Source organism: Flavobacterium sp. RHBU_3, from assembly GCF_046613565.1.
Taxonomy (GTDB): Bacteria; Bacteroidota; Bacteroidia; order Flavobacteriales; family Flavobacteriaceae; genus Flavobacterium.
Genome location: NZ_JBKJHC010000001.1, coordinates 401,004 through 424,228, shown reverse-complemented (window position 1 = coordinate 424,228; position 23,225 = coordinate 401,004). Strand labels below are relative to the sequence as shown.

Here is a 23,225-nt window from a genome sequence, read left to right as displayed (position 1 = left end):
GACAAACAAAAAAGCAGGGCTGTTACCCCCTGCTTAAATTTATGATTTTTTCAGCACAACCTTTTCGGTTTCTTTCTCCACTTTTTTCTGGAAGAAATTCTTTAGGGTACCATAATAATCAGCAGGGACTACCGCATAATTAATATCGGTCGTAGCCATTAGCTGTATGGAATTGCCTTGTTGCTGCAGGGTAAATTTAAAGTTCCCTATACCCTCTTCCATACTCATGTTTATCGACTCGGGTATAGACTCTACTACATATCCATCAGGTATTGATATAGAAATCATGTACTTTTCCTGGTTAGGGTATACAAAGTCAACCGGGTATTCACGCTTATCCTGCTTAAACGGATTTTCTGAACGGGCAAAGAACATCATAGGGTTAAAATACATTTTATCGCCTATAATCTCAGCAGCGTTGTTATACGCAAAATCATATTCTTCCATAATAGGCTTAGACAGTTCTTTATCGTTCTGGGTTTTATACCCGTCTACTTCCAGGCCGGTATAGCGTTTTTCAAGTTTTTCAATGTAGGTATCTTTGTTTACACTCATGTAGTTTTCCCTAAAATGGTATGCATCCTGGTCAAAATACTGGTCGCGTGCCTTACCGGTACACTTACCTGTAGCATCAAGCTTAGCCGAAAGCACTATTACTTCCCTTGACAGTTGTTCGGGCATCAGGTTTATTTCCATACTTATACCGTCATCTTTTATCAGGCGGCCTATCCAGTTAATGGCACGTGTAGGCAGCACGTTTGGTACAGTGTACTTAGATGTGGCATCGAGCAAGGCATATTTACCGTCTATGTTTACGGCACAAATAACATAGTTATATGCACTATGGCTTGGGAAAAGAGGTACTTTCCTGTCTCGCGTACTTACCAGCACAGGGTTAGCGTCTATACCGGCGTAGCGCAGCATCGATGTAAGCATCAGGTTAATATCGCCCACGCTACCGCTTTTTTCTTTATAAGCTTTTTTTACCCCCTGACGGGCGGTATAACCATAATCACCATTCCAGTTCATGGTGTTTTTCACAAAACTGAATATAGCAGCTGTTTTCTCGGCAGGGGTTTTCAGCGGCGCTATAATTCCTTTTACTTCATCTTCATAATAACCGTTCTTTTTAAGCTCGGGCCCAAAATCATCAAGCCTGTATATGGTTTTGGCCAGTTCTTCCCAGGTAGTTGAAAGCGGTTTCATTGGTTCGTTTGGCCTCCTAATCATTGTAAGTTCATGTTCTATTGTACAGTTATAGTTGTCTATATTACTTACAAAGCTTTCTTCCTTAAGTGCCGGTATATCTTTAATGATGTACTCTGCTACATCCTCCTGATAGTCTACCTTTTCGTTAGAAAAAGTGGTAGTAACTGTACCGTGCCCTGAAGTGTTACGTTCCTTTTCTGTCCAGCGGATACTCTTAGTACCTCTTGTCTTTTTTACCGCCGGTGTTATGGTACCCCTAAAGTTAGGGCTGTACATATAATATTCGGGTATGCGTGTAGTGTAGCCACTATGGTTTACCGGTATGCTGCGCTGAAAATCCCATTCGTACAATGTAGACAAAAAAGGTGATATTAAGGTAAACCTGTATTCTACAATACTGCCTTCCTTTACATCGGGCATCATTATTTTTTTTCGCTTCCAGTTCTTACTCACTACTTCAAAAAATTCCCCTTCACTTTTCAGCTTGGTCTTTTCTATCTTACCGTTTACCAGGTTATACGTATAAGCCTTGGAAAAATCAACCGATTCGCTGTCGCTATCCACATAATACAATCCTACTATTTTATTAGCATAAGCATACCCGTCTTTGTTGTAAATCTTAATTTTCATATCCACCTCGGTGGTGGCTACAAAACCTTTGCTTTCGGTATAGCTTATTGTTGTTTGCCCCACGGCAAACAGAACAGCGGCCGGAGCAGAAGCATCTTTCGGGTGCGCCTTTTCCTCCAGTTCGGCTACGGTAACATTACCCAGCTTGTAATCCTGTGCATGGCATAGCAATGTAGCCAATGCAAACATCATTATCGCACTTAGTGTTTTCATATTGATTTAATTGTTGATTATGCTTTTTTTAATACGATTTTCTCGTTTTGCTTGGTTATTATTAATTGAAAAAGGTCTTTTAAAAACTGGTAATACTCAGCCTCTACAATTGCCTGGTTTATAGAGGTAGTTATACTAAGCTGTATGGAGTTACCCAGTTGCTGTATGGAGTATTTATAGTTGCCTGCGTTGTTTTCCATAGAATAACCCACTGCAGCCGGAACCGACTCTACTATATATCCTTGCGGGAGTGCTATAGTAAACATAAACTTCTGTTGTGACGGATGCCCAAAATCTATGGGATAATCCCTCTTTTCTGCTATAAACGGATTTTTATCCTGCGTAAAAAACAACAGTGGGGTAATGTACATCCGGTCCCCTATAATCTCGGCGCCTTCTTTTGAAGTAAAGTCAAATTCCTCAAGTAACTGTTGCGGAGCATCTTTAAGGTTTTTTACCTTATAATCAGAAATACTGATGCGTTTATACATCTTTTCCAAAACCTCAATATACTTTTCCTTTCCGGCAATATCACTGTACAGTTCCCTAAACAACATTGCCTCATGCCCGGTATAGTATTTTCTTAGCTTGCCGGCTATGGTACCCTCAGCATCGAGTGTGGCAGTCACCATCATGGTTTCGCTGGAAGGATTTACAGGAATAAGAGGCACCACATCTATTCCCCCATTTAGTGCCACCTGGTACCCCTGCCAGTTTATTGCTCTTTCGGGCAAAACATCGGGCGTGCTCCACTTTGAGGTGGCATCGAGCAGGTAAACCTTGCCGTTTACACTGGCCGAACACACCACATAGTCAAACGCCTTATAGGTGGGGTAAAAAGGTATTTTATTTTCGCGTGAACACACCAGTACCGGATTTGCAATAATACCGGCATAGCGCAGGGCTGCTACCAGCATAAGGTTAATATCACCTACATTGCCGCTTTTTTCTTTATAGGCTGCCTTAACACCTTTAGCACAAACAGCACCACGCTGCCCTGTCCAGGCCATACGGTTTTGTATAAAAGAAAAAACGGCTTTCATTTTTTCTTCTTCTGAGGCTGATGAGCTAATAACGGCATTGATATCTTCCTTAAAGTAACCGTCTTTATTCAACTCATCAAGAAAGTCTTCTCTTCTGTATATTTTATTCACAACTGACTCCCAGGAGCTTGCAAACATTTTATACGAAATTCCGGGCAGGCTTATGGCTTTCAGTTCATGCTCTACCGATATTTTGTAGTTATCTATATTATTTACAAAGCTTACATCCTTAAGAGCAGGTACGGTGTCTAAGACGTAATGCGTAATAATATCGGCATTGCCCACGTATGGTAAAACGCTGTGGGTTATACTCCCCTTATGATACCCCCTGAAGGTATTATTAAATGTAAAATAACTGGGTATCTGCACATTCATTTCAGTATGGTATACCGGTATGTCTTCCTGAAAATCCCAATCGGGTATCATAAAAAACAATGGAGAGGTTATTACGTAACGCATCTCTACAATACTTCCTTCTTTTACATTGGGCAGTATCAGCTTTTTTACCTTAAGCCCTTTTACAGGCTCTTCATCAAAAGTTCCTTCGGGTGCCAAAGGCGTTTTTACAATTTCGCCATTTACCAGGTTGTAGGTTATAGCCGATTTTACTTCTACCTTTTCGCCTTCGCGTTTATGCCCTATATAGGGTATGCTTTTATTAGCATATTCATACCCGGCCTTATCGTATATTTTTATTTTCTGCTGTACTTCTATCGTCCGCTTGGCACTAGATATATTATCTCCAAAATGCACCTGTACATTGCACTTGCTAAACAATATGGCTGCCGGTGCCGATGTGTCTTTTTCATACTTCTTAGACTCTAGTTCGGCAACAGTAACCTTACCCAAGGCGTTTTCCTGGGCAAAAGCCAAAAGCGGCAACAGTATAAAGAGCAGCAAATATGTTTTTTTCATGGGTGTGTCGGCTATAAACCGCTATACTTTTTTAAGGACTATCTTCTCATTTTCCTTTTCAGTAAGCTTGCGGAAAAAATCTTTCAGGCCGGTATAATAATCCTGCGAAATTACCGGCAGGCTTAACTGGGTTATTACCACAAACTGTAGCGTATTGCCGTTTTGCTGCACCATATAATTAAATGTAGCAATGTTATGCTCCATGGCAAACTGTATTTTTTCGGGTACAGACTCTACCGTGTAACCTTCGGGTATTTTAATGCTAAAGGCATAACGCTCCTGAAACGGATACACAAAATCTATAGGGAAATCACGCTTTTCCTGCTTAAACGGGTTTTGCGTATTTGCCATAAACAGCATAGGTTTCAAATAAATTTTGTCACCAATAACATCGCACAACCCATTGTGTGTGAACGAATATTCTTCAACAAAAGGCTTACTGGTTTCTTTGTCGCTGGTTACCTTATAATCAGTTACAGAAATACCCGTGTATTTCTTTTCAAGCTTTTCTATATAACTGTCTTTTTTTACTTCGGCATAATTTTCACGTCGTATGTAGGCCTCGTGTTCGGTAAGCTGATTGCGCACCTGACCTTTTACAATACCATGAACATCTACCTCAGCAAGTACATTAAGCAGTTCCTTACTTAGGGTTTCCGGTATAAGGTTTACGGCTTCAGAATCGCCATTCTTTTTAATCAGCCTTCCCTCCCAATTTATAGTCCGTACCGGCAAAATATTAGGGGCGGTGTATTTACTGGTAGCATCAAACAGGTATTGTTTACCCCCGGTTTTTACCGAACATATTACATAATTATACGCTGTGCGTGTAGGATATATTGCCACACCGTGCTTGCGGGTACTGGTAACCACAGGACTGGAATCGAGCCCAGCATAGCGCATCATGGCGGTAAGCATAAGGTTTATTTCGGCGGTATTTCCGGTGCGCAGTTCATACGCCTTTTTTACACCATCCTTACAGCGGTAGGTGTTTATTTCGTTCCAGTTCATGCGCCCCTGCACATACCCGAAAATAAGCATCATTTTTTCTTCTTCGGTTTTGGCACCTGCAATAAGGGCATCAATATCCTTTTCAAAATAGGATTCCTGTTTCAGCTGTTTACCAAACGCGTCCATATCATAGATGCTCTTGGCTACACTGGTCCAGTCTGTAGCATAATTTTCCTTAATACGGTTAGGCATCTGCACCACAGCAAGCTCATGTTTTACCATACCGGTATAGTTCTCCATGTTGTTTACATAAGGCTCATCTTGTAACGATTTCACGTTCTCAGCACTATATGAATATATAACCTCCTTAACTTCAAGATTGTAATTGTCCTTTATAACATAATCAGCCTTATGTATGTTTATAAACCCACATGTGTATGCATTGTATAAAAAATATCCGGGTATGGCCAGGTCATAGCGTACCACATTTACAGGAATGTCATACTGAAAATAAAAATCTTCAATATTGGTAAAATAAGGGGTACGTATTTTGTATTTAAACTCTACTATACTGCCTTCATGCACATTAGGCATCTTCAGGCGCTTACGGGTGTAGTCCTCCTCGGGTTCGTCTTCAAAAACACTCTCGGGCAGCACCGGTGTTTTTTGAATGGCGTTGTTCACCAGGTTATAGGTTGCTGCTTCGCTTATAGTCCCCTTCCCCTTGCGTGAACCGCTGTAAAAAACAATCTCATGGTCGGCATACTTATAGCCTTCCTTTTTGTATATCTTAATACGGTTAAAAACCTCAGTGGTCATTACCCAGTAGTTATCCACCAGTTCAAAATAGGTACGCCCGTATTTGTACAGGTAGGCTGCTACTGCGGCAGTGTCCTGCGGGTGTATTTTTTCTTTAAGGTCGTTAATGCTTACATCGGGGGCCTTGGCCAGCTTCACATTTTCCTGTGCCGAAGCAGCAAAAAACACAAAAAGAAGTACAAAAAGTACCTGTAATTTTTTAATGGTCATTGGTTATAAAGGGGTGGTTTATTTCTTTACCAATACAGCTTTGGCATTATCATTTCGCGCTATCTTTTCACGAAAATCGCGGTACTTATCATAATCCTCGCGGGCATAACTACCGGCATTTATCTGCAGGCTGCGCTTATACAAAATCTGGTTAGTGCCTACAAGGCTGAACTCGGCTTTATATTCTCCAAACTTGTCGGTAATGGTAGTGTTTTGTGGCAGGGCTTCTACAGCATAGCCTTCAGGCAGGGTTATGGTTACCTCATCCTGGTCTGTAAACCCAAAGTTTATTTCCAGCGGCATTTTTCGGCTGCGGTAACGCGCCGGTACACTGCTGCTTTGGTTAAAAGCATTTACCGCAAATATGAGCCTGCCGCCGCTGTTACTGCAATAAGAAGGTACTTCTACCCCTACATCTTCAGTCAGCTTTTGGTTGTCTGAATCATTGTTCAGCACCATCTTTTTAAGCTTAAGGCTGTTTAGGTTATCAAACTCTTCCTTATAATTTTTTGTAAGGTCGTCCTGAGATAGCCTTACCAGGCCGAACTTATTATCATACTGCAGTCCGCCGCTAATCCTGTTAAAGCCTCCCGTAAGCGAGCCATCGGCCGCTATGCTACAGTTGCCTTTAGTAACCTGCGTATTCTCCTTTACGTCAAATATGCGGGTACGCACCAGTTCACCTTTATCGGGTTTTACAAGCAGCACCATGCGGTTATCTGTAAAATCGCCCTGAAACCCAAACGGCATGGTTTGGCTTGTGCACTCCAGCCACACCAGCTTGTTATTGTTTGGTATGGCCAGTATCATGTGGTTACCCTGCATGCTTACAAAATCCGGGTTAAGGTCACGGCGTTTATTGCCCGCATATACAACCGCACAATAAGACGGTACATCTACAGCTTTAAGTAACGCACGCATATAATTGCTCAGTGCCTTACAATCGCCATAGCCCAGGCGGTCTACATCTTTTGCCTGCATAGGCTTCCATCCGCCTATACCCAGCTGAATACTAACATAGCGGGTTTTGCTCTGCATATACTCATACAGGATTTTAGCTTTCTTAAGCGGATCGGTTTCAGTACCCACAAGCGCCTTAACTTTTGTTATGGTTTCGGCAGGAAGCTCATCAGTACCGGTAATCAGGTTATTGTACATCCAGGTCCCGAAAGATTCCCAACTCGATGCTTCGCCATCCACCCCTTCAAGATGGAACTTATCAAGACCGAAAACTATATAAGGCATTACCTTATTAAACAGCGGTGATGCATCTTCCGAACGGATGGCAGGAACATTCTGTACACTAAATGAATAAGCTGCGCCCTGTTGCTTGTTCAGTACTATTTCACCGAAATTATATTCCTTAAAGCGAAACCCAAGAGCCGGGTTTACTGTAATATTAAGTTCTGATTTCTCGGTGCTGAAAAAAGTACCTTCCAGTGGCAACCACTGTGGTATAAAGGCCGTATTGCTGCCCTCAGATTCGCAGGTAAACACTACAGTAAACGGATATGCAACAGGGGTATAATCAAGATAAAGCATCCGGTTATCGGTAACTTCATTACCGCCGCTTACGCCCACATCTTTAAACTCTTTGCGCTTGATTTTTTTTATCTGGGAACCGTTTTTATCAAATATAAGCGCCTCAATACTCCGTACTGATGTACTTTTATCATAACTGGTCTGCGCACCTATATCATCAAGGCCGTGCTCATTAATTACCGTAACCACGCGGGTAGTGGTAGTTTTTATCTCATCCCGCTCCGGAATGTTGATGTCAATTTTCTGGTAACGCAGTACAGCGTTCGCATTTTCAGTAAGTTCCTGAGGAATTAGCACAGCACTATAATTTTGTTGTGCAACAGCATTTAGCGAAAAAAATGCAAGGACGAAAAGGGCAAATCTTAAAATCATCTTAAATTAGTTGGTTTGCCAAATATAACTATTTTGCACAAACCTCAAAATGATTTTTTACTCCCTGTTTTTAGTATCAATAAGTATGGTTACAGGACCGTCGTTTAGCAACTCTACCTTCATATCGGCGCCAAAACGTCCTGTTTGAACCGGTTTGCCCAGTTCGGCTTCCATTTGTTTTACAAAAGCTTCATACAGCGGTATGGCCACTTCGGGGCGGGCGGCCTTAATATAGCTGGGGCGGTTGCCTTTTTTGGTAAGGGCATGTAGCGTAAACTGGCTTACCACAACAACATCTCCACCGGCTTCCTGAACCGAAAGATTCATAACATCATCTGCATCGGCAAAAATGCGGAGTTTTACAATCTTGGCACAAAGCCAGTCGATATCTTCCTGCGCATCGGCATCTTCTATACCCACCAGTACCAGTAGCCCGGTTTGTATATCGGCAGTCTTTTCACCCTCTATGGTTACTGATGCTCGGCTTACACGTTGTATTACGGCACGCATTATTCTTCAGTATTGTCGTTATTTTTACCCTCAGCATAAATATCCTGACGGTAGTGTTCCTCATCGCCCTCCAGCATTTTCAGGTAGTTTTGGTAGCGGCTCCAGGCTATCTCATCATTTTCCAGCGCTTCCTTCACGGCACAGTGCGGTTCTTCCTTATGCAGGCAGTTATTAAACTTACACTGGTCTTTAAGCGCAAAAAACTCAGGGAAATAATCGCCCAGCTCGTCCTTTTCCATATCTACAATACCAAAACCGCGTATACCCGGCGTATCGATAATCTGTGCACCAAAATCAAGGTCAAACATTTCGGCAAAAGTAGTGGTGTGTTGCCCCTGGCTGTGCTGCTCACTTATAGCCTTGGTCTTTAGCTCAAGGCCGGGTTGCAGTGCATTAACCAAAGTGCTTTTACCCACACCCGAATGCCCGCTGAACATGCTTACGCTGTCTTTCATTTCAGCTTTCAGCTCTTCTATACCTTTTTCACTTATGGCCGATACCCGCAGGCATTTGTAACCAATGCGGCTGTATATAAACTGCAGATACAACTGCTCATCGAGCATAGCATCATCAAAAGTGTCTATCTTATTAAACAGCAAAATGGCTTCTACACCATACGCTTCGGCAGTAACTAAAAAACGGTCTATAAAACTGGTAGTAGTAGGCGGATTGTTTATGGTAACAATAAGGAAAAGCTTATCAATGTTTGCGGCAATGATATGTACCTGCTTGCTTAGGTTTACTGATTTCCTGATGATGTAATTCTTCCTTTCATGAATGTTATGAATAAGCCCTGTAACTGTATCAGCACTTTCGTCAAGTTCAAAATCCACCACATCACCCACCGCCACGGGATTTGTACTCTTAATGTCCTTAATACGGAACTTACCCTTAATGCGGCATTCGTACACAGCGCCGTCTTCGGTTTTTACCGAATACCAGCTTCCCGTAGATTTATAAACCAGTCCTGTCATGCCGCAAAGATAGTAATACCCCTAAAAAAAAACACCTTTAGTAAAAGCAAAAGTTAACCAAGAACTAAACAACTAAACTTTACGTAATTAATTACTATAAAGCAGTTTTACCTATGCATTTTTGATTTAAAAACAGGTAATTCTACGCAGTGACATCTTTGCCATTTTTAGTAGCTTTGATAAAAGCGAAAGAAAATTCGCGCTAAAAAACAACTCCTCTTACAGAAAATAAACAAATTTAAACCATTAACGACAACCAAAATTATGAAACATGTAAGGTACAGAGTGGGTAAATGGCTCCCCTCAGACAGGGATTTTCTTAACCAATGGATTGCTAAAAAAGCACGGCAGGCAACCGACAAAAACACTGCACTGAGTCCATCGGTTGCTGCACTGCGCAATGCTATTTATGCCGACCCGATTTTGTACATGGGGTTTACAGCCATGTACGACCAGATACCGCAGGGATACAACGAGCAGGTAAAAAACTTTGAAACCATGCTGCAAATCATGGATCTTATTCTTACCGAAGCACCTGCTTATAGCGTTATTGAAGACCAGATAGGCCTGGTAGGTTTTCCTATAAATGCCATACTGGACTGGGCTATGGGTGCCACATATGGCTTTATGACGTTTACCAACCCTGTTGTAAACCAAAAACTACAGAATATATTAAACGACTGGAAAACCTTTTTACAATCTGATGCCTCAAAATATGTACTGGTAGACGGCCCGGTATATCCCAGCCAGCCGGATTATGACAATCCTATAGGATGGTTTTCGCCCCAGGCCCTGGAAGCCATTGCCGCAATGGATCCGCTGCGCGGACAGGGAAACGACCCCTACGATGCATGTGCCAATTTTATATACAACTACAAATGCGATATTACGCAACCCTACCTGGGCTATACCAGCTGGGACAGCTTTTTTACCCGGGAATTTAATCCCGGAGTAAGGGAAGTAGCACCGGAAGACCAGGACTGGAATGTAGTGGTAAACGCCTGCGAATCGGCACCGTACAATTGTGTAACCAACGCAAAAATGAAAGACAAGTTCTGGATGAAGGGGCAACCCTATTCCATTCAGGATATAATGGCAAACCATTACCTTGCAAGTAAATTTGGAGACAACAGCACCGTTTACCAAGCATTTCTTTGTGCCAAAACCTACCATAGGTGGAACAGCCCTGTAGAAGGGACTATAGTAGAAATACAAAACATACCCGGCACATACTATTCTGAAGCACCCGTAGAAGGCTACGACCCGGCAGGCCCTAACGACTCACAAGGATATATTGCCGAAATAGCGGCACGGGCACTTATTTTTATAGAAAGCAACAATCCCGGTATAGGCCTAATGTGCTTTGTAGCCATAGGTATGGCGGAGGTTTCAAGTTGCGAAATCACAGTACAGCCGGGCGAATACGTTAAAAAAGGCGACCCCATAGGCACCTTCCATTTTGGTGGTTCCACGCACTGCCTTATTTTTAGGCCGGGTGTTAACCTGCAATTTGATTTTCACAATCAAACCCCGGGATTAACCACATCTAACATCCCTGTAAAAGCAAGAATAGCAGTATTAAAGTAAGTATTTTATTTTCATAAGGGTTATTAAAAAACCGGCAGTATTGCTACTGCCGGTTTTGTTATGTTTTAGCATTACTATTTGTTAATCACCTTCTCTTGATGACTGATACTTTCCTGGTGTATTGCCTTAAAGATATCTATGATAAATTCTTCATTCAGTCCCTTTTCTTTACCCTGGGCGGTCATTTTTTCAAGTATTTCGCTCCAGCGTTTGTTTTGCAGTACGGCTACGTTAAACTCTTTTTTAACCGCCCCTATCTGCTCAGACACTTTCATACGTTTACCTAACAAATCGATGATCTTGTTATCGTATTCATCTATATTAACACGAAGACCCGCCATTTTACTATCGTAGTCGGCATTAGCTTCGGTTTCTTTACGTACACGCAGGTCTTCAAAAATTTGTTTCAGCTTAGTAGGCGTTACCTGCTGTGCAGCATCGCTCCATGCATTGTCAGGGTCAATGTGTGTTTCTATAATAAGTCCGTCGTAATTCAGGTCAAGCGCCTGCTGGCTTACCTCCTGAATCATATCCCTTCGGCCGGTAATGTGGCTCGGGTCGCAAATTAGCGGCAGGTCCGGGAACTTATTTTGCAGTTCAATGGCAAGCTGCCACTCCGGTATGTTACGGTACTTGGTTTTTTCGTACGTAGAAAACCCACGGTGAATAACACCAAGCTTTTTAATCCCTGCATTGTACAAGCGCTCTACACCACCCAGCCATAAGGCAAGATCCGGGTTTACCGGGTTTTTCACCAAAACTATCTTGTCGGTTCCGGCAAGCGCATCGGCTATTTCCTGTACGGCAAATGGGTTTACGGTAGTACGTGCCCCTATCCAAAGCACATCAATATCATGCTCAAGGGCAAGTTTCACGTGGGTAGCATTAGCCACCTCAGTAGCCATAAGCAGGCCCGTTTCGGCTTTGGCTTTTTGCAACCATTTTAGCCCTATGGCACCCACACCTTCAAACCCACCCGGACGGGTACGCGGTTTCCAGATACCGGCACGGTATACACTTACATCACTATCTTTAAGCTCGTGGGCAATTTTTAAAACCTGTTCTTCGGTCTCGGCACTGCACGGACCCGCTATAACCAGCGGATGTGTTAGTTTAAAATCATCTAACCAGGTGCGTAGGGCGGTGCTATTTTCCATAACTCTTTATTTTATATTTTTTATTGTCTATTTTTTATACTAACTCTAAAACAAATTTTTCTGTAAGACTTTCATTCTCAAAACCAATGCCTTCATATTCAAAATCAAATCGCATTACTATTTCTAATGAAAGAATATTACTCTCAATATTATCAAACCGAATTTCTGTTACATCTACAGGATTGTGTACACTTCTAAGATAAACCGAACCGTCTATATATCCCTCTTCAGGATTAAGAGGAAACACAACCGTTTTGCCAACCAAATTTGAAATTGGCTCTACAAGTTCTATAAATTCAAGACGAATAGAAGTTTCAACGATTTCGCCGTCTATCACAAATTTTGATATCGGTATAACAATATTGAAAGAATCAAAATTGTTTTTAGTTAAGCTACCTTTTTCAATTTTCCATTTCTTAACAGAAAAACCACTCGTAAAATCATCTAAATCAAGATTCTCCATATCGTCTATTATCTTTTATCTCAGGGTCTAAATACCTACTTAATCCCGTTTAGTATATCTTTTATCCTGTTTGTATCTTCCATTTCCTGATATATACCTTCAAAATCATCCTGCTCTAAAAGCTGCTGAAACTTTTGTAGGTTGGCAATATACAGCCGCAGTGCTTCGGTTACATTGCCTTTATTTTCTTTAAAGATGCTTGCCCAGGTGGTAGGCGAACTCTTGGCAAGTCTTACCGTACTGGCAAAACCACTGCCCGCCATATCAAAGATGTCGGTTTCGTCCTTTTCTTTTTCAATAACCGTTTTACCCAGCATAAACGAACTGATGTGCGACAGGTGCGATACATACGCTATGTGCGTATCGTGCGATACAGGATCCATATAACGGATGCGCATTCCTATTTTTTTAAACAATTCCAACGCTTTTTCCTGTAGCTTAAAGGCTGTTTTTTCAACCTCGCAAATAATGTTTGTTTTGCCATTAAACAGTCCGTGTATCGCTGCCGATGGCCCGCTAAACTCGGTACCTGCTATAGGGTGTGTTGCTATAAAATTGCGCCTTTTCAGGTGGTGTTCTACGGCTTTACAAATTGCGGCTTTGGTACTCCCGGCATCAAACACTATTGCTGTGTCTTTAATATTATCCAGGATTTCAGGTAGCATTATAGTAATATGGTTAACCGGAACGGTTACCACAACCCAGTCCGCATCCTTTACGGCGTGCGCCAATCGGGTTTCCGGTGTTTCGGCATGGCCTACCGGATTGTTGTGGTGCAGGCAAACTCCATGATGGATAAACCCTAACAATAACGCCTCCTCCACATGCTTATCGCTGGCATCTACTCCCAAAATTTTCGCCTCAGGAAAGGCTGTTTTTATATCAAGCGCCAGGGAACCGCCTATGAGCCCCAAGCCTATTATGGTTACGTTCATTAATTTGTTTTGTTTCAGGTTTAAAGTTTAAAGTTTCAGGTTCTGTACCTTAAAATCTTTGTATTGCCTGAGAAATTACATCTTCAGATGCGCACAGCGAGAAGCGTACATATCCTTCTCCTGCACTACCAAACACCGTGCCCGGCGTTAGGAAAATATGCTTATCGTACAAAATGCTATCTACATACGGTTCGGCTTTTTCTATGCCTGCGGGTAGTTTAGCCCATACGAACAAGCCAGCGGTATTGCGGTTATACGTACACCCCAATTTATCGGCCAGGGTAAAGATAAGCTCGCGCCTTTTGTTGTACGTTTCGTTTAGGTTACTAAACCATTCATCACTGCTGTTTAGTGCAGCTATAGCTCCTTTTTGTATACCATAAAACATACCGCTGTCCATATTGCTTTTCACTTTCAGCACGGCATCAATCAACGTTGCATTACCCGAAACCATACCTACACGCCAGCCCGCCATATTAAAGGTTTTGCTTAAGGAATTCAGTTCCAATGCTACATCCTTAGCGCCTTCCGCCTGAAAAATAGAAAGCTGGTCTGTATTCAAAACAAAGCTATACGGGTTGTCGTTTACCAGCAATATACTGTGTTTTTTGGCAAAATCAACCAATTTTTGCAGCATTACCTTACTCCCTTTAGCTCCTGTGGGCATGTGCGGATAGTTGACCCACATTATTTTTACATCTGCCAAATCCAACTGTTCCAACGCCTCAAAATCAGGCTCCCAGTCGTTGGCTTCACTTAGGTTGTAATACACAGGCTTACCACCTACCAGCTTAGTGGCCGATGTGTAGGTAGGATACCCCGGATTAGGTATCAGCACCTTGTCGCCTTCGTTAAGAAATGCCATACTAATATGCATTATGCCCTCCTTGCTGCCCATAAGCGGTAGTATTTCGTTAACCGGGTTAAGGCTTACACCAAAATGGTTTGCATAAAAAGAAGCTATGGCTTCACGCAATTCGGGTAGTCCCTGATAACTCTGGTACTCGTGGGCTTTGGCATCGTTAAACGAACCCGAAATCGCATCGAGCACCGCGGGGCTGGGTGGCAAATCCGGGCTGCCTATTCCCATATTGATTACCTTTTTACCTTCTGCTATCATTTGGCGCACTTCCCTCAGCTTTCCGCTAAAGTAGTACTCCTTCACCTCATCGAGCCTTTTGGCTGCTGTTATCATAACTTTCCGTTTTTATATTCGCCCAGTACCTTAAACTGGGTAGTCATCAGTTCTAAAATCGTTTTTGCCTTTTGGTAATGCTTGTATTTTTCAAACACCACATCCACAAAAAAGGAATACTTAAAAGGCGTTTCGGCTATCGGCATGCTTTGTATCTTACTCAAGTTCAGCTTGCAATTGTTCATCACATTCAGTACTGTAGCCAGGCTACCGGGTGTATCTTCAAGCGTAAACTTTACCGATGCCTTGTTTATTTGTTCCGGCGGCAGCACGCTGTTTTGGGTCTTTACAATTACAAAGCGCGTTTGGTTATTCTGAATGTTGTGGATACTCCCTGCTAACACCTCTAACCCAAACAACTCGGCTGCTATGGGGCTACCAATAGCTGCTATACCCTTCATTTCTTTTTCGAAGATATAGCGGGCACTTTCGGCAGTATCGGCACTTTCCACCAGTTTTATGTGCGGATACCGACCCAAAAACTCAGTGCATTGCAGCAGTGCCATAGGATGCGAATGTACCTCGGTAATATCGCTTAGTGTCTGCCCCGGTAGCGCCATCAGGTTCATGCTGATGTTCAGGTAATGTTCGCCTATAATGTGCAGGTTGTTGTTGTCTATAAGCGCATAATTCGGGATGATGCTCCCTGCAATAGAGTTTTCCAGGGCCATGATGCCCAGCCCCGACTCCTTAGTTACAAGGCTTTGCACTAGCGCCGGGAACGACATGCACTCGGCAAGCGGAGCGTCGTTGCCAAACCATGCACCGGCTACCTGGTGGTGAAAACTCCCTTTTATCCCCTGTATCGCTATTTTGGTGGCTACGCTCGTGGCGGCTGTTGTTTCTGTTGTATTCATTTTCAGGCAAAAAAAAATCCCGATTTGCATCGGGATTATATATCTGTTGTATTAATTCTGTTGTTACTATACAGCCATATAACCCCTGTCCTCTTTCCAGAAGAAATAAAAATAGGTGTTATAAAAAATTGAGCTGTTCATATTTACTATGTGTATGAGGCTAATTTAGTAATTATTTTAATACACGCAAGTACTTTTTAACTTTTTTAAGGAAAAGTGTTGTTTTTGTTTAACCAAAGATTTCTTTTACCACCCCACCCGCCGCCGCGGGCACCCCTCCGAAGGACTATGGTGTGGACACATCTTTGCGACTTAGCGGCTTTGCGAGGAATTTTCTACCACAAGGTGCACAAAGTTTTTCACAAAGGGCACAAAAGACCTAAATTATGCTTAATACGAACACGAAGGCTTTCCTTTGGAAAGCAAAAAAGTTCACAAAGCGATTTGTGTCCACACCATAGCCCGAAGGTGGGTGGCTGAAAGCCGGGGTGTGCTTCTACCATCCTGAAATAAAATAATTAGTGTAATTCACGTCTTAATATTATATTGCCAAAAACTAAATCCATTATGGTTTTACTGATACAATGTACCGACCGCAAAGGCCTTGTAGCCACCATAGCTAACGTATTGGCCGAATATTCACTGAACATTACCACCCTGCGCGAATTTGTAGACCAGGACAGCAACCAGTTCTTTGCACGCTTTGTATGCGAAGGCAGTGCCGACTATACGGCTATTAAAACCGACCTTACTATAGCCCTGCCCCAGGATGCAAGCATTACCATAAACCCTAACCCTGATAAAAAGGTAGCGGTATTAGTAACTAAAGAATACCATTGCCTTAGCGATATACTGGTACGCAACCACTTTGGCACACTGGGCGCTTCGGTGGAGTGTGTTATAGGCAACCACCCGGATTTGGAGGATTTGTGCAACCGCTTTTCCATACCGTTCCACTTTGTTAGTCATGAAGAGAAGAACAAAGAAACCTTTGAGCAGGAAATTATCAGTACACTAAATAGCTACACATTTGATTATATCATTTTAGCCAAATTCATGCGCATACTGTCGCCCGCTTTTGTAGCAACCTATCCTATGCAGGTCATTAACATACACCATTCTTTTCTCCCTGCGTTTATCGGGGCGCACCCGTATAGAAAAGCGTTTGAGCGCGGTGTAAAACTCATAGGCGCTACCGCACACTTTGTTACCGACAGCCTGGACGAAGGCCCTATCATTGCACAGGAAACCATTTCGGTAAACCACACGTTTACCCCTGCCGATATGGTTAAGGCCGGCAAGGAAATCGAAAAGTCCGTTTTGGCGAAAGCCGTACAACTGATATTGCAGGACAGGGTGTTTGTATACGGTAACAAAACGGTGGTTTTTGAATAACTAACCTTTCTTGCTTTTCCAGATAAAGCCGTCTAAAATGTAATGAGTGAACTGTGGAACAGTAAGCAGCGGCACCAGCAGGAATTGCCAGCTTTGCATTGCGCTACCTAAGCCAACGTTAAAATGACCGTTCCACACGAAGATTTCCCACAGGTATTCTTCTGAAAAGGCAAACAGCAGTAACACCGCCACGTACGGGATAATGCCCCAGTAGCGTTTCAGGTAGCCGTATGCGGTAGGCACAGGCTGCGATGGCTGTTGTATTTCCTTAAGGTAAATAAGCCCCATATAAGGTATACCGTGCGAAATCACGTTGAGCAGTGTAAAAACCAAATCGTTATTATAATACACAATTCCAAAATACCACGAAAGGGCGGTACCGATGATTATGGCATTTTTAGGGATGTTGAAATATTTTTGGCTAAAGCCAATGTAAGCTGTGCGCAGCACATAAAACACAAGTATACTGTAATACACCCAGGTTAACACCTGTAACGCCTGAGGGTTGTGCCACGAGAAAAACTCATTCGGCATAAACCAGGTATATTGGCGTGGCGGACTCATAAACCAGTACAGCATAGGGTAGCCCGTAGCGGCGTAAATAATTAAACTATCGGTATAGCGGTTGAATTTCGTCTTGGGTTCCTTGCGGGCATACAGCCGCATGAAACCGTACTGCTGCCGTATAAAATGGAACACCGCCACATACGCCATAGTTACCCAGAATACCTTACTGCCCAGTAAAAACAGCACCAACCCGATTACAAAGCAAATAACCGGTAATGCCAGTAATAACTTCTTTCGTTCGCGGAAGGCGGCGGGCACAAAATAGGTTTTAAACAGCGTGGCGTAAACGTGCGCCACATCTATAAACACCACAAAAAACAGCCAGGTATAAAACGAGTAATGGTTTTCCAGGCGGGTGAGCAGGGGTTGGCATAACAGTACCACCGCCAGCGTTACAAACGGTGGCGAAAGGATGAACAGGCTGTCGGTCTTAGCCTTATGTATCCACGGTTGAGCCATGCAATAATTGGTTTACAGCGTTTATACCCTGATGGAACGCCTCTTCAAATACCGAAATACCCGAGAGGTCGCTGTGGGCAAAATATATTTTATCATCAATTGGCATTGCTGCCTGTTGTTTTTCATTGGAAGTTACAAAACCCGGCACCGGGCTAATCATACCGTGACCCAAGCGGTGAATTTGAATTTCATCGCAGTATTCTCGCAATCCGGGATGGGCTTTTTCGAGGTCGGTAAACACAAATTCTTTCCAATGCTCTGCATTACGGTTATACAGTTCTTTGCGCGACTTCTTAGTATCAACATCCGAAAAACTATAGTAGTATGTAATTACAATACGGTCGTTAAGTTGGTTTACGGTTTGTTGCTGATCGTAAATATACCCCAACCCTTTGCCTTTATAAATCACATTGTCCCAACACAACGGGTAGGAGCCATCGCTGGGCAAATCACGCAGGGTAAGTGTAGCCAATAGCCAGGGTGCGTAAGTAAATTTTTTAGTAAACGGTTTTCTATTATCAAAAAGGTATTGGTTTACAAACTGCGGTGTAGCCATAATTACCTTACCAGCCTGTATGTATACTGACTGTTTTTTATCGGCATCAAAAGCCAGTATTGTTACGCCATTTCGTTCCGTTTTTACATCGTAAGCAAGATGGTTCAGCAAGACTTTGTCTTTTGTATACTCTTTTAAATATGAAGCCAAATGGGCATTCCCCTCAGGCCAGGTAAGCACGCTGTCTTTGTTATAAGCACCGTTCTTGCGGGCAGCAAAGTAATGTACACCCGCCCAAGCCGAGACCCCAGCAATACCCAAACCATAATCGTCCCGGCAACAATAGTCCACATACTCCTGTAATGAATCGTCTGTAAAACCATTGCTATCCAGCCATTGTTTCATGGTCAGGGTATCGAGTTGTTTTATTTCTGCATCAGTCGAAGCATTACGAATTGGCAAATCAAACCAATACTTACCATCAGCGCCCCTACCCTCACGGAATCGCTTCATTTCAGCAAAAAATTTGGCAAACTGCGTATCCTGCGCCTTTGTATTCCCGTAGCGCGGAATTAGGTCTTCCTGCCAGGTATTGCGGTAATACAAGCGCTCTTGAGGATCGAAACTTAGCTGCTCCTCATCGAACACTGGTAATCCGTTTGTATCAAAACCGGTAATGATTTTTGACTCCTGCAAAAAACGTATCAGTTCTTTATCGTGAGGATTTGGCAATGGCAGGTAATGCGCACCCAGCGGATATTTAGAATATTTGTTTTCACCATTAGAGGAGTTTCCTCCCGTATGGCTTTCCATTTCCATAATGAGGAAATCGGTAATGCCTTTTTGGGTGAGTTGGCGCGCAGCACTTAATCCGGAAATCCCCCCTCCTATAATTAAATAGGGTATACTAATCTTCTCTGTAGGCTTCGGGAAATCCTTAGCCCAGAGCCTGTGTCCCAGCACATGGCGTGTACCCGTAAGGCGTACTATCATAGCAGCTACTTTTTGTCCGCATGCCTTTAATATGGGCACTGCAAGTGCGCCAAGAGCAGCCAGCTTTACAAAGCGCCTACGGTTATAGCCTGCCCCACTCTTCATCGAAATAGCGTACGAGGATTTGGTTATCAAGGCGATTAATTTCTACGTTTGCCGCCCGCATATCTTTAGTAAAACCGTTAAGACTATTGAAGTTATAATCGTAAAAACGCAGCTTTTCATTAGCCCTGCGAACAGGTTTATTAAAGTCGGCTTTGCCATTATTTGCTGCTATAGTGTAGCCCCATTCGCCAAACGATGGTACATATACATGATAAGCATCGGTTTTCGGAACTACCTGCGCCAGTGTTTGGTTAATACACCAAAACGATTTGGGTGCAAAATAAGGTGAGGTAGTTTGTATAACTACCAATGCATCGGGCGTTAAAATATGCTGCAACGCTCTGTAAAAACTTAGCGAATACAATTTGCCCAGACTGTAATTAGACGGGTCAGGAAAATCGACAATCACCACATCGTACTGCTTTTTGCTTACTTTTGCCCAAATGTAGGCATCGCTGTTTATCACGGTAACCTTAGGGTTGTTCAGGGAGTTTTTATTGAAACCCGTAAGTATGGTATTGGTCTTAAAAAGATTGGTCATCCCCTCATCAAGATCGACAAGCGTTATGTTTTTTACTTCAGGGTATTTCAGGATTTCACGCACGGCTAGGCCATCGCCACCACCCATAACCAGTACGTTTTCTACGCTCTTGGCAGCAGCCATAACCGGATGCACCAAGGCTTCGTGGTAGCGGTACTCGTCCATAGAACTAAACTGTAGGTTGTTGTTTAGGTACAGGCGGTAATCACTTTTATTATGCGTAAGCACTATACGCTGGTAGGGTGTGGAATGGGTGTAAATGATATTTTCCCCATAAAGCTTACCCTCCGAATACGACAATATATCTTCGGAGAAAATAAACACGGTTACTAAAATACCAAAACATAAAATGGCACGCGCCTTAAGGAATGCCACGCGCTTTAATTCATTTTTTAAAGCAAAACACAGCACCAGGGCAATACTAATATTGATTAACCCAAAGAACAGCGAAGTGCGGATGATACCCAACTGCGGTACCAAAACCAATGGAAATAATATGGATGCCAGCAGCGCCCCGATATAATCAAATGTAAAAACGTTTGATACCAGATCGCGGAAGCGTACACGGTCTTTAAGGATGTTCATAAGCAGTGGAATTTCCAGACCTACAAGGCAGCCTGTGGTAAATACCAGCAGGTATAACACGAACTGAAAATAATCCACACTCTCAAACAACACAAAAAGCAGCGCCGAACTCAGTCCGCCAATAAGCCCTACCAGTAACTCTATTTCTACAAAGGTATTGAGCAGGTTACGCTTTATAAATTTAGAAAAATACGAGCCTATACCCATAGAAAACAGGTATACCCCAATGATGAATGAAAACTGCTTTACCGAGTCGCCCAGCAGGTAACTGGCCAGGGTACCGGCCACAAGCTCGTATACCAGGCCGCACGTAGCTATGGTAAATACGGCAAGGAGCAGCAGGATTTCAAAACTAAAAAACTTTTTACCCATGAATGGCTCCGCTGATAATGATGGATATGCCTATGATAAATGATGCAAATACTATAGCAAGTGCCACATTGTTATTCTTAGAAATTTCTTTCCAGGTATTTTCGGGTGTAAGCTTTTCAATGATGAAATATGCAATGAAAAGGATAACGATCCCTAAAACAGAAAATATTACAGAAGCAATGATACCCCTGCCAAATGATTCTACTAATTCCATGATAATATTGTTATAGTTGATTATTTATGATAAAAGCCATGCACCCCACCGGTACGCACATAAGAGCCGCGTGTGGTTTGCCCTGCGTATTTTTCGGTAGTTTCGCAATCGCAAATGCGCCCACCACTAAAGGCCGTGAACAAATAGTACGCGTATACCAGCACGGCAACGGACAACACTATGATATTGGCCTTAAAAAAGCCCGAGTTCTTTATTTCCATATTCTATTCATCAAAGGGTGAATAATCGCTGTCTTCCCAGCGCTTGCGTTCGTGGTAACCAGCCCATTTATAAATACCAAAAGCTGCCAATGCCATAAACAGTATAGGGATTATTACATTTCTCTTGCTGGGCGGGTTACGTGTTACACTTATATTTACTACAGTAGTTATCAAATCACTACTATCTTTTTGCGGCGTAAGCACCAGGTGGTAGCGACCCGGAGCCACGCCACACAGATTCATTTCGGCATTACTATCGCCTTCGCTCCAGTTTTCGCCACCTTCATAACCGTGGTAATATTCTATGTCTTTACCTGCATATTCCTCTGCACCTGTAGTCTCATTTACAAGACCCACATCTACGTAAGCCCAACTGTTGTTTACATCGGCATTAAGCTCAATCAGCAAGGTACTGGCTGCCTCGGTTACTTCAAAAGATTGGCTTACATACGGTTTTTGTCCGTATGTGCTAAAAGGCAACCTGTCTATGAGCAGGCTCTCCTGCACCTTATCTCTATAAATAAAAATATGGCTGAAGATGAGCAGCAAAGCCGTTATGGCAAAAATAAGCACCGTGTTTATAAAGTTTACCATGCCGGGCTGTACCACACCTACTCCACCCCTGTCGGGCATCCAGCTTATTTTAAAAGCCTTCTCTACCGTACGCCACGGAATGTGTTTGCCTACAAAAAGGGTTTGCCCCTCTTCATCGCGCTCAAAAGAAAGGATATACGGAGGGTTTATATACTCCGTCATGGTTTGGTAATTGCGGGGCAGGGCATAATCAAAAACGCCTTCGGCATAAGCCAAAGTGGTTTTTTCATTTCCATACAGCTTAAAGATGCTGCCCTGGTAATCTACTTTCTCCGGTAAATCCGAAACATCATACTCCGTTTGTTCTTCTTGCAGAAAAATCCAGTGACCGTTACTCTCACTTAAAAAAGCCCTTTCACCATTTGCCCCGTCAAGGATAAATTCCTTCCAGTAGTAAGTACCCGCTACACGTTTTATAAGCATGCCTGTTACGGTATACTGCACTCCATAAAGCTCTCCCGATTGCCCTACATTAAGGCCAATCTTCCTATCGTAACCATAATCAAAATGCTTTATGATTTCACCGTTAGGGTTCTTTTTATACGAACTGTGTGTACTACAGTTAGGGCATGCAAAATCTACCAGCGTAATTTCCAGCGGTAAAGTTGTTATATGCTTACATTTTATACAGGTAACTTCCATGGCTTAGCGGTGTATTTCGGTATCGTTAATAATAACCCCGCCAAAGTAATCGGTATATGTTTTAGCAACAGTACGCACCTTATCGCTGTTATCGGCCATATAATTACACAGGTACACATCAAGCGTTAGCTGGCTAAATTCGGGCCAGGTATGTATGCAGATGTGCGACTCCATAAGGCATACTGCTGCTGTAAAACTCCCGTTATCGAACACATGGCATGAATAGCCTACTTCCACAAGCCCGTAGGTGCGCAGTATGGTTTGGGTAAGCATCCTGAAGCCTTCAGGGTCGGTAAGCTTATCGGTAGTATCGGTTTTTAGGGTTAGCAGCTTGTGCAGGCCCGCCGAGTATTGATGTTGCATTATTGGTTAGCGGATTTTTTTCAAAGATATTTTTTATCGGCAAAATAACAATGGAACTGTAAAAATATTCACCGCATAAAACCAAAACAGCCCCGT

At 42.8% G+C, this 23,225-nt stretch carries 20 protein-coding genes; 2 read left to right on the top strand and 18 right to left on the bottom strand.

Annotated features, from left to right (window positions below):
• Window positions 1-39: 39 nt before the first annotated feature.
• From ACLI1A_RS01960 to rsgA, 6 genes are read right to left on the bottom strand one after another with little or no spacing between them, the layout of a single operon-like run.
• Window positions 40-2,052, bottom strand: a complete 2,013-nt coding sequence (locus ACLI1A_RS01960; RefSeq protein WP_411405526.1) for a DUF3857 domain-containing protein — start codon at window positions 2,050-2,052, stop codon at window positions 40-42.
• Between the two features lie 17 nt (window positions 2,053-2,069).
• Window positions 2,070-4,010 carry a DUF3857 domain-containing protein gene (locus ACLI1A_RS01955; RefSeq protein ID WP_411405524.1) on the bottom strand — a complete coding sequence of 647 codons (1,941 nt, stop codon included), beginning with the start codon at window positions 4,008-4,010 and terminating at the stop codon, window positions 2,070-2,072.
• A 21-nt stretch (window positions 4,011-4,031) separates the two neighbouring features.
• Complete coding sequence (locus ACLI1A_RS01950; RefSeq protein WP_411405522.1) at window positions 4,032-5,990, bottom strand: transglutaminase domain-containing protein; 1,959 nt, start codon at window positions 5,988-5,990, stop codon at window positions 4,032-4,034.
• An 18-nt stretch (window positions 5,991-6,008) separates the two neighbouring features.
• Window positions 6,009-7,904 (bottom strand): DUF3857 domain-containing protein, encoded by a 1,896-nt coding sequence (locus ACLI1A_RS01945; protein WP_411405520.1) that lies wholly within the window; start codon window positions 7,902-7,904, stop codon window positions 6,009-6,011.
• A 57-nt stretch (window positions 7,905-7,961) separates the two neighbouring features.
• On the bottom strand, window positions 7,962-8,414 hold the full coding sequence (dtd, locus tag ACLI1A_RS01940) for a D-aminoacyl-tRNA deacylase (RefSeq protein ID WP_411405518.1): 453 nt from the start codon (window positions 8,412-8,414) through the stop codon (window positions 7,962-7,964).
• Window positions 8,414-9,388: a ribosome small subunit-dependent GTPase A gene (gene rsgA / locus ACLI1A_RS01935; RefSeq protein ID WP_411405516.1), complete on the bottom strand. Its 975-nt coding sequence runs from the start codon at window positions 9,386-9,388 to the stop codon at window positions 8,414-8,416. The genes dtd and rsgA overlap by 1 nt, the downstream gene beginning before the upstream one ends.
• A gap of 264 nt (window positions 9,389-9,652) precedes the next feature.
• On the opposite strand from rsgA, the gene ACLI1A_RS01930 reads away from it, so the two are divergent.
• Window positions 9,653-10,975, top strand: coding sequence for a phosphatidylserine decarboxylase family protein (locus ACLI1A_RS01930; RefSeq protein ID WP_411405514.1), 1,323 nt, complete (start codon window positions 9,653-9,655; stop codon window positions 10,973-10,975).
• Window positions 10,976-11,049: 74 nt separating this feature from the next.
• Here ACLI1A_RS01930 and ACLI1A_RS01925 read toward each other — a convergent pair whose 3' ends face one another.
• The 5 genes from ACLI1A_RS01925 to ACLI1A_RS01905 are packed head-to-tail and all read right to left on the bottom strand — an operon-like array spanning window position 11,050 to window position 15,582.
• Entirely contained in the window at window positions 11,050-12,132 is a 1,083-nt protein-coding gene (locus ACLI1A_RS01925) for a chorismate mutase (RefSeq protein WP_411405512.1), read from the bottom strand.
• Window positions 12,133-12,166: 34 nt separating this feature from the next.
• The gene (locus ACLI1A_RS01920; protein WP_411405510.1) at window positions 12,167-12,595 is read right to left on the bottom strand and encodes a hypothetical protein; all 429 of its coding nucleotides are present in this window, start codon (window positions 12,593-12,595) and stop codon (window positions 12,167-12,169) included.
• A gap of 35 nt (window positions 12,596-12,630) precedes the next feature.
• Window positions 12,631-13,530 (bottom strand): prephenate dehydrogenase, encoded by a 900-nt coding sequence (locus ACLI1A_RS01915; RefSeq protein ID WP_411405508.1) that lies wholly within the window; start codon window positions 13,528-13,530, stop codon window positions 12,631-12,633.
• A 49-nt stretch (window positions 13,531-13,579) separates the two neighbouring features.
• Complete coding sequence (locus tag ACLI1A_RS01910; protein ID WP_411405506.1) at window positions 13,580-14,725, bottom strand: pyridoxal phosphate-dependent aminotransferase; 1,146 nt, start codon at window positions 14,723-14,725, stop codon at window positions 13,580-13,582.
• Entirely contained in the window at window positions 14,722-15,582 is an 861-nt protein-coding gene (locus ACLI1A_RS01905; RefSeq protein ID WP_411405504.1) for a prephenate dehydratase, read from the bottom strand. Before ACLI1A_RS01905 ends, ACLI1A_RS01910 begins: the two co-directional genes overlap by 4 nt.
• A 567-nt stretch (window positions 15,583-16,149) precedes the next feature.
• Here ACLI1A_RS01905 and purU point away from each other — a divergent pair.
• On the top strand, window positions 16,150-16,977 hold the full coding sequence (gene purU / locus ACLI1A_RS01900) for a formyltetrahydrofolate deformylase (protein ID WP_411405502.1): 828 nt from the start codon (window positions 16,150-16,152) through the stop codon (window positions 16,975-16,977).
• On the opposite strand, the gene ACLI1A_RS01895 is transcribed toward purU, so the two are convergent.
• Genes ACLI1A_RS01895 through ACLI1A_RS01865 form a run of 7 tightly spaced genes read right to left on the bottom strand, consistent with a single transcriptional unit; the run spans window position 16,978 to window position 23,129 of the window.
• The gene (locus ACLI1A_RS01895) at window positions 16,978-18,003 is read right to left on the bottom strand and encodes a hypothetical protein (RefSeq protein ID WP_411405500.1); all 1,026 of its coding nucleotides are present in this window, start codon (window positions 18,001-18,003) and stop codon (window positions 16,978-16,980) included.
• A complete protein-coding gene (locus ACLI1A_RS01890) occupies window positions 17,981-19,627 on the bottom strand; it encodes an FAD-dependent oxidoreductase (RefSeq protein ID WP_411405498.1) in 1,647 nt (548 codons plus the stop codon). Before ACLI1A_RS01890 ends, ACLI1A_RS01895 begins: the two co-directional genes overlap by 23 nt.
• Window positions 19,575-21,095: a polyamine aminopropyltransferase gene (locus tag ACLI1A_RS01885; RefSeq protein ID WP_411405496.1), complete on the bottom strand. Its 1,521-nt coding sequence runs from the start codon at window positions 21,093-21,095 to the stop codon at window positions 19,575-19,577. The genes ACLI1A_RS01890 and ACLI1A_RS01885 overlap by 53 nt, the downstream gene beginning before the upstream one ends.
• On the bottom strand, window positions 21,088-21,309 hold the full coding sequence (locus ACLI1A_RS01880; RefSeq protein ID WP_411405494.1) for a DUF350 domain-containing protein: 222 nt from the start codon (window positions 21,307-21,309) through the stop codon (window positions 21,088-21,090). Before ACLI1A_RS01880 ends, ACLI1A_RS01885 begins: the two co-directional genes overlap by 8 nt.
• A 20-nt stretch (window positions 21,310-21,329) precedes the next feature.
• Entirely contained in the window at window positions 21,330-21,530 is a 201-nt protein-coding gene (locus tag ACLI1A_RS01875) for a hypothetical protein (protein WP_411405492.1), read from the bottom strand.
• Window positions 21,531-21,533: 3 nt separating this feature from the next.
• Window positions 21,534-22,766, bottom strand: a complete 1,233-nt coding sequence (locus ACLI1A_RS01870) for a DUF4178 domain-containing protein (RefSeq protein ID WP_411405490.1) — start codon at window positions 22,764-22,766, stop codon at window positions 21,534-21,536.
• A 3-nt stretch (window positions 22,767-22,769) separates the two neighbouring features.
• The gene (locus ACLI1A_RS01865) at window positions 22,770-23,129 is read right to left on the bottom strand and encodes an S-adenosylmethionine decarboxylase family protein (protein WP_411405488.1); all 360 of its coding nucleotides are present in this window, start codon (window positions 23,127-23,129) and stop codon (window positions 22,770-22,772) included.
• Window positions 23,130-23,225 lie beyond the last annotated feature (96 nt).